This is a genomic window from Streptomyces sp. CB01881 (assembly GCF_002953255.1).
GTDB lineage: Bacteria > Actinomycetota > Actinomycetes > Streptomycetales > Streptomycetaceae > Kitasatospora.
The window spans coordinates 6,182,976-6,197,185 of record NZ_CP026498.1 but is presented as its reverse complement, the minus strand read 5'-3'; the positions used below and the strand labels follow the sequence as shown (position 1 = coordinate 6,197,185).

The following is a 14,210-nucleotide window of genomic DNA, read 5'->3' as shown; positions in this document are numbered from 1 at the left end:
CCCCGTATGGCGATCGGCAACCTCACCGACGCGTTCACCAGCCTGATGTTCGGCAAGGTGGAGACCACCCGCCTGCCGGTGCGCACCTCCACCGGCCAGGCGCAGGCGGTCTACCTGCCCACGGCCGCCCCGGGGCTGGGGGATTCGGGCGTGATCATCGGCCGCGAGGTGTACAGCGGCAAGGGGTACGTCTACGACCCGTTCCAGCTGTACGGGCAGCAGCTGCCGGCCCCGCACTGGCTGGTGCTGGGCGAGTCCGGCAACGGCAAGTCGGCGCTGGAGAAGACGTACGTGCTGCGCCAGCTGCGTTTCCGGGACCGGCAGGTGGTGGTGCTGGACGCGCAGGGCGAGGACGGGGTCGGCGAGTGGAATCTGATCGCCAACGCCCTGGGCATAAAGTCGATCCGGCTCGATCCGATGGCCGCCCGGGACGGCGGGGTGAAGCTCAACCCGCTGGACCCGGCCATCACCCAGACCGGGCAGCTGTCGCTGCTGCGCACCATCATCGAGGTGGCGATGGGGCGCGGGCTGGAGGAGCGGGCCGGTTTCGCGCTGAAGGCCGCGCACGCCCACGTGGTGGCGACGGTGACCGACCGCCAGCCCGTGCTGGACGACATCATCAACACTCTGCGCAGCCCCGAGCTGTCCTCGGTGGAGTCCCTGGGCGTGGGGGTGGACGAGGTGCAGTCCTGGGGCCTGGACGTGGCGCTGGTGCTGGATCGGCTGGTCGACGGTGACCTGCGTGGCATGTTCGACGGTTCGACCACCGACGGCATCGACCTGGACGCACCGCTGATCGTCTTCGACCTCTCGCACATCGACCGCAACTCGATCGCGATGCCGATCCTGATGGCGATCGTCGGCGTCTGGCTGGAGCACACCTGGATCAGGCCGGACCGGAAGAAGCGGATCTTCCTGGTCGAGGAGGCCTGGCACATCATCAACAGCCCCTTCGTCGCGCAGCTCTTCCAGCGGCTGCTGAAGTTCGGGCGCCGCCTCGGTCTCTCCTTCGTCGCCGTGGTCCACCACCTGTCGGACGTGGTGGACGGTGCGGCGGCCAAGGAGGCCTCGGCGATCCTGAAGATGGCCTCCACCCGGACCATCTACATGCAGAAGGCCGAGGAGGCGAGAGCCACCGGCCGGGTGCTGGGTCTGCCGCGCTGGGCGGTGGAGATCATTCCCACACTTTCGCCGGGCATCGCGGTCTGGGACGTGAACGGCAACGTCCAGGTGGTGAAGCACATCATCACCGAGGCCGAGCGGCCGCTGGTGTACACGGACCGTGCGATGACCGAGGACGCGGTGGCCGAACGGGACCGTGCGGAGCGGCAGTTGGCGGCCGAGCCGGGAGTCTGACCGGGGCTCGGCCGTGGCCCCGGAGTGAACCCGGAGGGGGCCTGCGGCCGAGGAGCCGGCCGGTCCGGGAGGGCCGGCGGAGTCCGGTGTGCGGCGACGATTCGTCAGTAGGTAACCCTGTCGTTACGTTCAGGGTCCTGACAGCTACGCGCGTTGACTCTAGGCTGCACTCGCGCAACGACATCGTCGCCCGCCCGGACCTGTCCACAGCTGGGCGCTCTCTCAAGGTGCAGGGGACCCCTCAGAATGCTCACTGCCAGATCCCGACGTGCAGCCCTGGCCGCGATCGCCGCGGCCGGCCTCGTCGGCACGGTGGCCATGCCGACCGCCGCCCAGGCCGCCGACGCGAAGCGGCAAAAGACCGTCAACCTCCAGCTGCTGGCGATCAACGACTTCCACGGCAACCTGGAGCCCCCGGCCGGCTCCTCCGGCACCATCAAGGAGATCGACCCGGCCACCGGCCAGGTCGTCTCCACTCCGGCGGGCGGCATCGAGTACCTGGCCACCGCGCTGCGCCAGGCCCGCATCCCGGCCGACGACTCGATCACCGTCGCCGCCGGTGACATCGTCGGCGCCTCCCCGCTGACCTCGGCGCTCTTCCACGACGAGCCGACCATCGAGGCGATGGACAAGCTCGGCCTGGACGTCACGGCGGTCGGCAACCACGAGTTCGACGAGGGCGCCAAGGAGCTCGTCCGCCTCCAGGAGGGCGGCTGCCACCCGGTGGACGGCTGCTACGAGGAGGGGCGCAAGTTCAAGGGCGCCAACTTCAACTACCTGGCCGCCAACGTCACCAACGAGAAGACCGGCAAGCCCATCCTGGCCCCGTACTGGGTGACCAAGTCGCAGGGCGTGAAGGTCGGCTTCATCGGCGCCACCCTGGAGGGCACGCCGAACATCGTGACCGCCGAGGGCGTCAAGGGCCTGAAGTTCGGCAACGAGGTCGCCACGATCAACAAGTACGCCGCCGAGCTCAAGAAGCAGGGCGTCAACTCGATCGTCGCGCTGATCCACGAGGGCGGCTACCCGGCCAGCAGCACGTACAACTACGACTGCGGCACCGCCGGCCAGGGCATCTCCGGCCCGATCGTCGACATCGCCAAGAACCTGGACCCGGCGATCGGCGCCATCGTCACCGGTCACACCCACAACGCGTACGCCTGCACCATCCCGGACCCGCAGGGCGTGCCCCGCTCGGTGACCAGTGCCGCCTCCTTCGGCCGGCTCTACACCGAGATCGACCTGAAGCTCGACAAGACCACGGGCAGCATCGTCCGCCCGTCGGTCAAGGCCGAGAACCACGTCGTGCGCCGGACCGTCGAGAAGGCCCCGGACATGACGGAGCTGATCGCGCACTACTCCAAGCTGGCCGCGCCGATCGCCAACCGCCCGGTCGGCTACGTCGGTTCGGACATCAACGGCCGCGGCAGCAGCGACCTCGAGAAGCCGCTCGGTGACGTGATCGCCGACGCGCAGCTGGAGGGCCTGGCCCCCGCCGACAAGGGCGGCGCGCAGGTCGCGTTCATGAACCCCGGCGGCATCCGCTCCGACCTGGTGTACAAGGCGAGCGGCGCCGAGGGCGACGGCGTGGTGACCTACGGCGAGGCGTTCACCGTCCAGCCGTTCACCAACATGATGCAGGTCAAGACGCTGACCGGCGCCCAGCTGGTCCAGCTGCTCCAGCAGCAGGTGAGCGGCCCGAACGACGCCGCGCCGAAGATCCTGCAGGGTTCGAAGAACCTGGCCTACACGCTGGACATGCGCAAGACCGGCGCGGCCCGCGTGGTGGCGGACTCGATCCGCCTCAACGGCGCCCCGATCGACCCGGCCGGCAAGTACCGGGTCGCGGCCAACGAGTTCCTGGCCGGCGGCGGCGACGGCTTCCCGGCCTTCGCGGCCGGCACCGACAAGCTGGTCGGCGCCTCGGACCTGGACGTCTTTGCCGCCTACCTCGGCGCGCACAGCTCGGCGGCCTCGCCGCTGAAGGCGCCGGCGCAGGACCGGATCAAGGTCATCGGCCCGGGCAGCGACATCGACTGACCGTGAGCCGGCAAGGACGGGCGGGGCGCTGTCGGGGCGCCCCGCCCGTTCTGCGTTCCCGGCGCCGTCAGGTGGGGGCCGGGCCGCCCGGCAGACGGACGGTGGCCAGCGCGCCCGGGCCGCCGTCCTGGGCCGGGCCGAGCGACACCTCGCCGCCGGACTCCCGCACGCTCTGCGCGACGATCGACAACCCGAGCCCGGAGCCGGGGAGCTGGCGCGAGGACGGTGAACGCCAGAACCGGTCGAAGACGTACTGCAACTCGTCCGGCGGGATGCCCGGTCCGTGGTCGCGAACGGTCAACACGCCCTGGTCGAGGCGGACTTCGATGGTGCCGCCCGGCGGGCTGTACTTGACCGCGTTGTCCAGCAGGTTGATCACCGCCCGTTCGAGGGCGGCGGCGTCGCCGTGCACGAACCAGGGCGCGACATCGGTCTCGAAGGCCAGCCCCGGACCGCGCAACTTGGCCCGGGCGACGGCGCGTTCGGCGATCTCGTGCAGGGCGACGACGGCCAGGTTGCGGACCGGCTTGGGCGAGTCCGGCCGGGAGAGCTGGAGCAGGTCGCCGATCAGGACGGTGAGTTCCTGCATCTGCGCCTTCATGTTGCCGAGCAGCTTGGTCTTGGTGGCAGGGGGCAGCGGGCGGCCGGTCTCGTTGCTGCGGATCAGCAGGTCGACGTTGGTGCGCAGCGAGGTGAGCGGCGTACGGAGCTCGTGCCCTGCGTCGGCGATCAGCCGGGTCTGGCGGTCCCGGGAGTTGGCGAGGGCGGTGGACATGGAGTTGAAGGAGGTGGAGAGCCGGGCGATCTCGTCGCTGCCGTGCACCGGGATGGTGCTGCCGACCTCCTCGGTGCGGGCGATGTGCTCGACCACGTCGGTGAGTTGGTCGACGGGCTTGAGCGCGGAACGGGCGACCAGGCGCCCGGCGAGGCCGGCGAGGATGACTCCGCCGAGGGCCACCCCGCCGAGGATGAGGGCAAGTTGGTTGAGGGATTCCTCCACCGCCTTGGTGGGGGTGGCGACCATGATCAGCACGGAGGAGTGGGTGGAGGTACGGGCCAGGGTGATCTTGACCATGGCGGGCTCGCCATTGGTGAAGCGGCCGTCGCGGATGATCGCCTGGTTCGGCTTGAGCGCGAATGCCCGGGCGTCGTTCGGCTGGATGACGATGGCCCTGGTGGCGGTCGCCGGAAGGGTGACGCAGGCCGGGTCGGCCCAGACGAACTGGGTGTCCCGGGACGCCGGACCACCGGCCGGCGGCTCCGGGAGCACGCCGGCCTCCTGGTTCTCCTGGACCTTCTTCAGGGCCGCCTCCGGCGTCGTGGCGCACGGGAGTTGGAGGGGCGCCGCGCGGGGCGGCGGAACGTTCTCCAGGTCGTGCTGGACCTGGCCGTACAGCTGCTTCTCCACGATGAACCAGCACGCCAGGGCGGACAGGGCGATCGCCACCGCCACCGCCGCCGCCGTCAGGATGGTCAGCCGGCTGCGCAGGGACTGGGCGCGGTACCAGCTGATCACCCGCCGCCGGCGCGGGGCGCGGGGTGGCGTCAGGGGCGGCGTCAGGGGCGGGGGCGGGGCGGTGCCGTTCACGCCGGGGTGCCGGCGGCCGGGCGGAGGGCGTAGCCGACGCCGCGCACGGTCTGGATGAGCCGGGGCATGCCGCCCTGCTCGGTCTTGCGGCGCAGGTACATCACGTACACGTCCAGGGAGTTGGAGGAGGGCTCGAAGTCGAAGCCCCAGACCGCCTTGAGGATCTGCTCGCGGGTGAGCACCTGGCGGGGGTGGGAGAGGAACATCTCCAGCAGCATGAACTCGGTGCGGGTGAGCTCGACGGGCCTGCCGGCGCGGGTGACCTCGCGGGTCGCGGTGTTCATCCGCAGGTCGGCGAAGGCGAGGACCTCGGTGTCGTCCTCGACGGCGGCGGCGCGGGCGGCGGCCTCGGTGGCGAGGGCGTTGCGCCGGAGCAGGGCGCGGACGCGGGCGAGCAGTTCGTCGAGTTCGAAGGGCTTGGCGAGGTAGTCGTCGGCGCCCACGTCGAGGCCGGTGACGCGGTCGCCGACAGCGTCGCGGGCGGTGAGCATCAGGACCGGGACGGTGTCGCCGCGCGAGCGCATCCGGCGGACGGCGGTGAGGCCGTCCATCCGGGGCATCATGATGTCCAGCAGGACGAGGTCGGGCTTGTCGCGTTCGACGGACTCCAGGGCCTCGTAGCCGTCGGTGGCGGTGGCGACCTCGTAGCCCTCGAAGGCGAGGCTGCTCTCCAGGGCGTCCCGGAGGGCGGGTTCGTCGTCGACCACGAGGAGCCGGGCGGAGACCTGTCCGGGCTCGGCGGGGGTGCGGTCGTCGGCGGACGGGCTCATGGGCGGTTGCCCTTTCTCATCGTCGGAGAGCCTGCTGGGGACCTGCTCAGCGAGGGGACCTGCTCGGAGTAATTGTCCGTCTAGATGTTCTGGCCGGCCTGCAGCTTCGGCAGCACCTGCTTGATGTCGTTGACCGGGATGGCGAAGCCGAGGCCGACGCTTCCGGCGCTGCTGTTGCCGGCGGTGGAGCTGGAGCCGCTCGCGGAGTACATCGCCGAGTTGATGCCGATGACCTGGCCGCTCGCGTTGATCAGGGGGCCGCCGGAGTTGCCGGGGTTGAGCGCGGCGTCGGTCTGGAAGGCCTTGTAGGTGGCGGTCTCGCCGTTGCTCTGCGGCGTGCTGCCGCGCAGGCCGGGCAGGTTGGGGAAGCCGAAGCCGCCGTTGCCGTTGGTGGTGCCCTCGTCGACCTGGACGGTGACCTCGCGGTTCTCGGCGCTGATGATGCCCGAGGTGACGGTGCCGGTGAGGCCCTCGGGGTTGCCGATGGCGACGACCGGGTCGCCGACCCCGACGGTGGAGGAGTCGCCGAGGGTGGCGGGGGTGAGGTTTCCGGCGCCGCTCGCGGTGATCACGGCGACGTCCAGGGCCTTGTCGGTGCCGGTGACGGTGGCCTTGGCGGTGGAGCCGTCCTTGAAGCTGACGGTGACCTGGCCGCCGTCGGCCGCGCCGGAGACCACGTGGTAGTTGGTGAGGATCTGGCCGCCCTTGGTGAGGACGACGCCGGTGCCGGTGGAGGTACCGTTCCCGGTCTTCACGGTGATCTGGACGACGCTCGGCGAGACGGCGGACGCGATGGCGGCGACGTCGGCGCTGCCGTCCGAGCGGGCGGAGACCGGGCTGGCGACGGTCGCGGTCCGGCCGGCGGAGCCGTGCTCCTCGGCGGCGACCACGCCGCCGGTCACCCCGCCGAGGACGGCGGCGACCGCGGCGATGGCGGTGACCAGGGCGACCCGGCCGCGGAGCAAGCCGCGCCGGGCCCGGCCGCCGTGGGAGGCCGGCCCCTCGGGCCGGGGCGGCGGCGGGGGTGTGGGCGGCCCGGCGGGCGGGGGAGGGGGCGGGGTCCCGACCGAGGGGGTCCCGGCGGTGGGGTATCCGGGCGCCTGGTAGCCGGTGGCCGGCGGGTACCCGGTGGTCGCGCTGTCGAGGACGGTGCCCGGGATGACCTGCATCCGGGCGGGGTCCGGGTACGCCTGCGGCTGCTCGTCGCCGTACGCGTGTCCGTACGGCTGACCGCCACCGGACTGCTCGTCGTACCGCTCGCCGTACCGCTCGTGGGGCTGGTTCTGCTCGCTGCCGTGCTGTCGATCGCTCATGCCGACCAACGTCCGCCCGGTGGATGAGAATGTGATGAGAGCGGGCTCAGAACGCTCCGAGAAGCCCGTTGACTTCTCATAAAGCCTGGTCAGGCCGGGGTCGGGGCCCCGGTCGGGTTGCAGCCGCAGGAACGGCGGATGACCAGGCGCGACGGGAACTTGCGGACCCGTTCGGTGTCCGAGCCGGGCACCATCAGCGAGTCGTCCAGCACCAGGTCCACGGCGGCCCGGGCCATCGCGTCGCGGTCGGAGGCGACGGTGGTGAGCGGCGGGTCGGCGAGCGCGGCCTCGGGCACGTCGTCGAAGCCGGCCACCGCGAGGTCCTCCGGCACCCGCAGGCCGACCTCGCGGGCGGCCCGCAGCACGCCGATCGCCTGGTCGTCGGTGGAGCAGAAGACGGCCGACGGGCGCTGCTCCGAGCGCAGCACGCCGAGCGCGACCTCGTAGGCGCCGTAGCGGTGGAAGGGCGCGTCGATCAGGTACGGCTCGGTGGGCAGGCCGTGGGCGTCCATGGCCCGCTGCCAGCCCTCGACGTGGTCGATGACCGGGTCGCCGGGGGCGGGGGACTCGACCGGGCCGCCGAAGCAGGCCACGTACGAGTGCCCGTGCTCCTCCAGCAGGTGGCGGACGACGGCCTCGGCGCCGCCCACGTCGTCGGTGACCACGGCGACGTCGTCGATCGCCTCGGGCCGGCGGTGCAGCAGCACCACCTTGGCGCCCTCCATCGCGGCGAACTCCTCGGCGGCCCGCTGCGAGGGGCCCTGGCTGACCAGGATCAGGCCGGAGACCCGCATGCCGAGGAAGGCGCGGACGTAGTGGACCTCGCGGTCGTCCACGTAGTCGGAGTTGCCGATCAGTACGAGCTTGCCGCGCTCGGACGCGGCGCGTTCCACGGCGTGCGCCATCTCGGCGAAGAACGGCTGGCGGGCGTCGGGGACGACCATGCCGATCAGGTTGGTGCGGCGGGAGGCCATCGCCTGGGCGACGCTGTTCGGCCGGTAGCCGAGCTGCTCGATCGCCGCGAGCACCTTCTCCTTGGTGGCGGGCGCGACCGGGCGCGGCCCGTTGTTGATGACGTAGCTGACGACCGCGGTCGAGGTCCCAGCCAGTCGGGCTACATCGTCGCGCGTCACTTTGGCCACGGGGGGATTCTACGCGTGTGGCGTCCGCTCGGGCAGTGTGAGCCCGACTACCGGACGATGTCCGCAGGACAGTCCGGGGCGAATCCGGACGGGCCGGGCGGGGGTGCCGCCCGGCCTCCGGTCAGGCCTCCGGTCAGGCCTCCAGCGGGGCCGAGGTGCGCTGGGCGAGGTCCGGCCGCTCGCCCTTGTCCGGCTTCTCGGGGACGACGAAGCGGTAGCCGACGTTGCGCACGGTGCCGATCAGCTGCTCGTGCTCGACACCGAGCTTGGCCCGCAGCCGGCGGACGTGGACGTCGACCGTCCGGGTGCCGCCGAAGTAGTCGTAGCCCCAGACCTCCTGGAGCAGCTGCGCCCGGGTGAAGACCCGGCCGGGGTGCTGCGCGAGGTACTTGATCAGCTCGAACTCCTTGAAGGTGAGGTCGAGCACCCGGCCCTTGAGCTTGGCGGAGTAGGTGGCCTCGTCGACCGAGAGGTCGCCGCTGCGGATCTCCATCGGGCTGTCGTCGGTGACCACCTGGAGCCGTCCGAGGGCGAGCCGCAGCCGGGCCTCGACCTCGGCGGGGCCGGCGGTGTCCAGCAGGACGTCGTCGATGCCCCACTCGGCGGTGACGGCGGCCAGGCCGCCTTCGGTGACCACCAGGATCAGCGGACAGCCGATGCCGGTGGAGCGCAGCAGCTGGCAGAGGCTGCGGATCTGCGGCAGGTCGCGCCGGCCGTCGACCAGGATGACGTCGGCGCTGGGGGTGTCGACCAGGGCCGAGCCCTCGGCCGGCGCCACCCGGACGTTGTGCAACAGCAGGCCGAGGGCGGGCAGCACCTCCGCTGAGGGCTGCAGCGCGTTGGTGAGGAGGAGTAGAGAACTCATACCCGGTTAGTCCCCTTTCCGGGTCGTCGCGGTCGCGTGACGGCTGCCGCCACAGCCGGTTGGCGCTCGATCTGGGTGGTGTCGCGAGCAGCGCGTCCCGGGAGGGGCGGCGGCGGGCGACGGGAGGGTGGGGGAGAGCGAGGGCACCGGGTTGCCACCGGAGGACTCGCCGGCGTGCACGACCGAACGGCTCGCGCGCCAGGGGTCCCGCAACCCCTGAGGCACCGTTTCTGCCCTGCTCATCCCGCGAACCTTCCGGGTCTGTCCCGTGCCGGGCGGCGGCCCGGCGCCGGGTTTCCGTACACCCCGGCCGTTCCCCGGCACGTCGTTGTGCCGCGAATGGCGGGGCGGTTCCCGCGACGCGCCGGGGGTGGACCGACGAATCGCAAGAACGTCCGTACTGGCGTCCTGAAAGCACAAAAGGACCCGGGGGCGACTCTGCCCGGATCCCTCAGGGGTCGAGGATAGCCGACCGGCCCCCGCCCCGGGAGGGCCCGAAAGCGGCGGTTCGCCGATCACGGGCCCGCCAGGGGTGAGCCTGGCCACAGCTTCGGCGGCCCGCCGGGACCCGCCGGGCCAGGGCGGTTGCCGGTCGCGGCGGCGGACACGCCATCATGGGACGCACATCGGCGGCACCGTGCGCGTACACCTTTCGGGTGGAGTCCGGCCGCTGCGATGGCGACCCGACCGGGGTATCCGGGCCGGGGCGAGGACGACGAGAAGGGGTTGCCATGGGTGCGACCACGGAGCCGGCGGGCACCGCCCCGGTGAGCGGGACGATCCGCTACTGGGCGGCGGCGAAGTCGGAGGCCGGGCTGGCCGAGGAGCCGTACGAGGCGGCGACCCTGGCGGAGGCGCTGGCCGGGGCCAGGCAGCGGCACGCCGACCGGCCGAAGCTCGTCCGGCTGCTCGGGCACTGCTCCTACCTGGTGGACGGCTCGCCGGTCGGCGGGCGCGACCACACGACCGTGGCCCTCACCGAGGGCGGCACGGTCGAGGTGCTCCCGCCGTTCGCGGGAGGGTGAGCGGCGTGACGGATCCGAACCAGGTGAACGGCGGCCCGGACGGCTGGCAGCAGCAGCCGCCGCAGGCACAGCCCCAGCAGCCCCAGCACTCGCAGCCTCCGTACGGGCAGCAGCAGGCGTACGCCCCGCAGCAGGGGTACGCGCCGGAGCTGTATGCGCAGCAGGGGCACGCGGCTCAGCCGTACGCCCCCGGCCAGGGCCACGCGCCGGGGCAGGAGACGTACGGGCAGCAGCCGCAGTACGGGCAGGACCAGCAGTACGGGCAGCCGCAGTACGGACAGCAGCCGCAGTACGGACAGGACCAGCAGTACGGCCGGCCGCCGTACGGGCAGCCGCCCGTGGACGCCGCCGCGACCGCGCTGCTGCCGCCCGTCCCGCCGATGGATGCCGCCGCGACGACCCTGCTCCCGCCCGTCCCGCCGATGGACGACGCCGCGGCCACGACGCTGCTCCCACCGGTGGTGGTGGGGGGTGCGGCGCCGGCCAAGGCACCCGCCCCGGCATCCGCCCCGGCCGAGGCTCACGCTCAGGCCCCGGCCCAGGTCCAGGCCCCTGCACCGGCCCTCGACCAGCCGACCATGACGCTCAAGCGCCCGGTCGTCCCCGCCGCCCACGGCACGCCGCACCACGGCACGCCGCACCACGGCGCGCCGTACGCCGGCGTCCCCGCGCAGCCCTCCCCGGCTGCCGTGCCCACCGGCCCTGCCGCGCCCACCGCACCCGCACGGACGCCCCGGACCGGCTCGCCGATCATCGACCCGGGCTTCCAGCCGGCCCTGATCACCGCCGCCGTCGCCGCCCTGCTGGCCGGCGGCGCGGCGCTCGGGCAGTTCGGGCTGGCCCTGGTCGTCGCGGCGCTCCAGGCGCTGACGGCGGCCGGCTGGTTCCGCCTCAACGGCATGTGGCCGGCCCGTCAGGGCATCGCGCTGGCCGCGCTGGCCGGTCTCACGGCCGACGTGGCCGTGCTGCTGGCCGACTCGCACGGCGGTGCGGCGGCCGTGGTCGGCACCCTCGGCGGGTTCTTCCTGCTGGTCCTGGTGCTGCAGACGTTCCGGCCCGCGGACCCGAAGGAGCGGTTCTACGCGCTGACCGTGCTCGGTTCGGCCACCGTGGTGACGGTGCTCTGCACCATGCTGCTGCTGGCCGACTGGGTGCCGGCGGCGGTCGGCGCCGTCGCGCTGGCCACCGTGCTGGCGGCCGCGCCGCTGCCCGGCCCCAAGCAGCTGGGTCCGGTGCCGGTGGGTCCGGTGCTCGGCCTGCTCGCGGCCGTGGTGTTCGGCCTGGTCGTGGGCGCGCCCCTGGCGTTGGGGGCTCTGGCCGGCCTCGGCGCGCTGGTCGGCCGCCGGGTGGCCGGGTACGACTTCCCGTCCCGCTTCGTGCACATGACGGCGGGCGTGGCGCTGCCGCTGGCGGTGGCCTCGCCGCTGGTCTGGATCGCCACCCGCCTGCTGGCCGGCTGACCCGCAGTGCCCCCTCCGCGACGTCCCGCCCCGGAACCATGCTCCGGGACGGGACGTCGTACGGTCGTGCCGGGAGCGGCCCCGTGCCGGATGTGCGGGGCCGGAACGACGATCAGCAGGACGACGGCGACGGGCGACGACGGGGGAGAGCGATGCGCGGTTGGCTGAAGGCGACGATCGGACTGGCGGTGCTCTGCGGCCTGCTGGCGGGGGCCGACCGGATCGCCGTCGGGGTGGCCGAGGACGAGGCCGCCGACCAGATGGCGAAGAGCGGCCGGATGAGCCAGCGCCCCGACGTGTCGATCGAGGGTTTCCCGTTCCTCACCCAGGTGCTGTCGATGAAGCTGGACGACGTCAAGATCTCGGCGGACGGGCTGACCGTGGGCGACGGCACCCACCAGGTGGCGCTGCACTCCTTCAAGGCCAGGCTGGCCGGGGTCGCGGTGAGCGACAGCATGACCAGCGCCGTCGTGGACAGCGGCACCGGCACCGGCCTGATCTCGTACGCCGACCTCGCCCAGCTGCTGCCCCCGGCGTCCCAGCTGGTGCCGAGCGCGGGCAAGCTCGGGCTGGGCTCCGGCTCGCGGCTGAGCCTCTCCTACGGCGGTCCGGGCAAGCTCAAGGCCGCGTTGGGGCCGCTCCCGATCGGCGAGGGCTCGGTGCACAGCGAGGGCAACACCGTCACCGCGGACGGTTTCAAGCTCAGCAGCATGGCCGGAATGCTGGCCGGACTGGCCAACCAGCAGGTCGAGCCGGTGAGCTTCACCCTCACCGCCCTGCCCGCCGGGCTCAAGCTGGCCTCGGTGTCCCCGCAGGAGGAGGGCCTCCAGCTGACCTTCGACGGCAAGGACGTCAAGGTCATCGGCTGACCGCGGCCGTCCACGGCCCTACCCACCGACCATTCCGCTCCGCGAGACGCGCTGTCCAGCGCCGGCCGCGGAGCGGTGTCGTTCCTGCTCCTGTGCGGACCTCCGAACGGCCGTTGGCCGGTTTCCGCCGCCCATGGAATCCTCAAATCTCAGCATTCGATTCATCTGGTCTCAAAATTCGATACGCTGATGACAGCGGGCGCCCGGTGTCCCTAGCATCGTCGGCATGAAGCGACAGACGGACCTCACGAAGCGGCGGGCGGTAGACCTGTGCCGCGTGGCCGCCTGTCTGTGTCGAATGCGCTAACTCGGCGTCTTGGCAGGGCCGTTGAAGCCCGCCGCCGATTCCCCAGGTGACTGGCCCGGATTTCGGGGCCGCCGTCGCCGCTGCCCGTCGCAGACCACCGCCCGGCCGCACCGCAGACCCCCTCCCGTCCCAGCATTCGGACGAGAGTTCGGACCGGCCGCTGTCGGGCGACCCGCAGCACACTCCCCAGCCTCCGGCCGGGGGACCCCTCCAGCAGCACCTTCCGCAAACCGCCCCCGGATGGAGAACACCACCATGAGCCGCAGCGACGTCCTGGTCGACGCCGACTGGGTCCAGGCCCACCTGGACGACCCGAAGGTTGCCATCGTCGAGGTCGACGAGGACACCTCCGCGTACGAGAAGAACCACATCCGCAACGCCATCCGGATCGACTGGAAGAGCGACCTCCAGGACCCGGTCCGCCGCGACTTCATCGACCAGGCCGGGTTCGAGGCGCTGCTCAGCGCCAAGGGCATCGCCAACGACGACACCGTCGTCCTCTACGGCGGCAACAACAACTGGTTCGCCTCGTACGCCTACTGGTACTTCAAGCTGTACGGCCACGGTGACGTCCGCCTGCTGGACGGCGGCCGCAAGAAGTGGGAGCTGGACTCCCGCGACCTGGTCTCCGAGGTGCCGGCCCGCGCCGCGACCGAGTACAAGGCGCAGGCCGCCGACTCCTCGATCCGCGCCTTCCGCGACGACGTGGTCGCCGCCATCGGCAACCTGAACCTGGTCGACGTGCGCTCGCCCGACGAGTTCTCCGGCAAGCTGCTCGCCCCGGCCCACCTCCCGCAGGAGCAGTCGCAGCGCCCCGGCCACGTGCCGAGCGCCCGCAACATCCCGTGGGCCAAGAACGCCAACGACGACGGCACCTTCAAGAGCGACGACGAGCTCAAGGCGCTGTACGAGGCCGAGGGCATCGACCTGGCGAAGGACACCATCGCCTACTGCCGCATCGGCGAGCGCTCCGCGCTCACCTGGTTCGTGCTGCACGAGCTGCTCGGCCAGGAGAACGTGAAGAACTACGACGGTTCGTGGACCGAGTACGGCAGCCTCGTGGGCGTGCCGATCGAGCTCGGCAACTGAGCCACGGCTCGAAACCGTAAGTCGGAAGGGAAGACAAGACATGTGCGGTGCGAAGGCCGGCGGCCCGGACCTGGCAGGAGTTGACGTGGCGAACGAGACGATCATCCAGGGTTCCGTGACCCGAGACGGCGAGCCGGTCAACGGCTACGTCCGGCTGCTCGACGAGGGCGGCGAGTTCACGGCCGAGGTGCCCACCTCGGCGACCGGCCAGTTCCGGTTCTTCGCCCGCCCGGGCAAGTGGACGCTGCGTGCGCTGGTCCCGGGCCAGACCGTGGACCGCCAGGTGGTCGCCTCCCAGGGAAACCTGACCGAGGTCGCGATCGCGGTCTGATCCCACCCCCGCGAGTACGACGGGCGGGTCACCGAGGGCCCCTGCCGAGCAGGGG

General features: G+C 72.2%; 12 protein-coding genes. 7 read left to right on the top strand and 5 right to left on the bottom strand.

Translation table 11 applies throughout. From position 1 onward, the window contains the following. Positions 1–6: 6 nt before the first annotated feature. Positions 7–1,356, top strand: a complete 1,350-nt coding sequence (locus tag C2142_RS16870) for an ATP-binding protein (protein ID WP_148643409.1) — start codon at positions 7–9, stop codon at positions 1,354–1,356. A 246-nt stretch (positions 1,357–1,602) separates the two neighbouring features. Continuing rightward, a complete protein-coding gene (locus C2142_RS16865) occupies positions 1,603–3,396 on the top strand; it encodes a bifunctional metallophosphatase/5'-nucleotidase (RefSeq protein WP_148643408.1) in 1,794 nt (597 codons plus the stop codon). Between the two features lie 67 nt (positions 3,397–3,463). Here the strand turns inward: C2142_RS16865 and C2142_RS16860 are convergent, their stop codons facing one another. The 5 genes from C2142_RS16860 to C2142_RS16840 form a co-directional block, all read right to left on the bottom strand. Beyond that, a complete protein-coding gene (locus C2142_RS16860) occupies positions 3,464–4,984 on the bottom strand; it encodes a HAMP domain-containing sensor histidine kinase (RefSeq protein ID WP_346766381.1) in 1,521 nt (506 codons plus the stop codon). Next, entirely contained in the window at positions 4,981–5,754 is a 774-nt protein-coding gene (locus tag C2142_RS16855) for a response regulator transcription factor (protein ID WP_148643407.1), read from the bottom strand. Before C2142_RS16855 ends, C2142_RS16860 begins: the two co-directional genes overlap by 4 nt. An 80-nt stretch (positions 5,755–5,834) precedes the next feature. Next, complete coding sequence (locus C2142_RS16850; protein ID WP_277347259.1) at positions 5,835–7,067, bottom strand: trypsin-like peptidase domain-containing protein; 1,233 nt, start codon at positions 7,065–7,067, stop codon at positions 5,835–5,837. An 89-nt stretch (positions 7,068–7,156) separates the two neighbouring features. Beyond that, positions 7,157–8,209 carry a LacI family DNA-binding transcriptional regulator gene (locus C2142_RS16845; protein WP_148643406.1) on the bottom strand — a complete coding sequence of 351 codons (1,053 nt, stop codon included), beginning with the start codon at positions 8,207–8,209 and terminating at the stop codon, positions 7,157–7,159. A gap of 133 nt (positions 8,210–8,342) precedes the next feature. After that, complete coding sequence (locus tag C2142_RS16840; protein WP_148643405.1) at positions 8,343–9,074, bottom strand: response regulator transcription factor; 732 nt, start codon at positions 9,072–9,074, stop codon at positions 8,343–8,345. Positions 9,075–9,805: 731 nt separating this feature from the next. Between C2142_RS16840 and C2142_RS16835 the strand changes: the two genes are divergently transcribed. The 5 genes from C2142_RS16835 to C2142_RS16815 all read left to right on the top strand — a co-directional run bounded on the left by C2142_RS16835 (position 9,806) and on the right by C2142_RS16815 (position 14,155). Then, entirely contained in the window at positions 9,806–10,099 is a 294-nt protein-coding gene (locus C2142_RS16835; RefSeq protein WP_148643404.1) for a MoaD/ThiS family protein, read from the top strand. A 5-nt stretch (positions 10,100–10,104) separates the two neighbouring features. Continuing rightward, positions 10,105–11,559, top strand: coding sequence for a hypothetical protein (locus C2142_RS41590; RefSeq protein WP_148643403.1), 1,455 nt, complete (start codon positions 10,105–10,107; stop codon positions 11,557–11,559). A gap of 152 nt (positions 11,560–11,711) precedes the next feature. Then, positions 11,712–12,428 carry a DUF2993 domain-containing protein gene (locus tag C2142_RS16825; protein ID WP_162002490.1) on the top strand — a complete coding sequence of 239 codons (717 nt, stop codon included), beginning with the start codon at positions 11,712–11,714 and terminating at the stop codon, positions 12,426–12,428. A 562-nt stretch (positions 12,429–12,990) separates the two neighbouring features. Next, positions 12,991–13,824, top strand: coding sequence for a sulfurtransferase (locus C2142_RS16820; protein WP_148643401.1), 834 nt, complete (start codon positions 12,991–12,993; stop codon positions 13,822–13,824). Between the two features lie 40 nt (positions 13,825–13,864). Continuing rightward, positions 13,865–14,155, top strand: a complete 291-nt coding sequence (locus C2142_RS16815; protein WP_093861460.1) for a DUF1416 domain-containing protein — start codon at positions 13,865–13,867, stop codon at positions 14,153–14,155. Positions 14,156–14,210 lie beyond the last annotated feature (55 nt).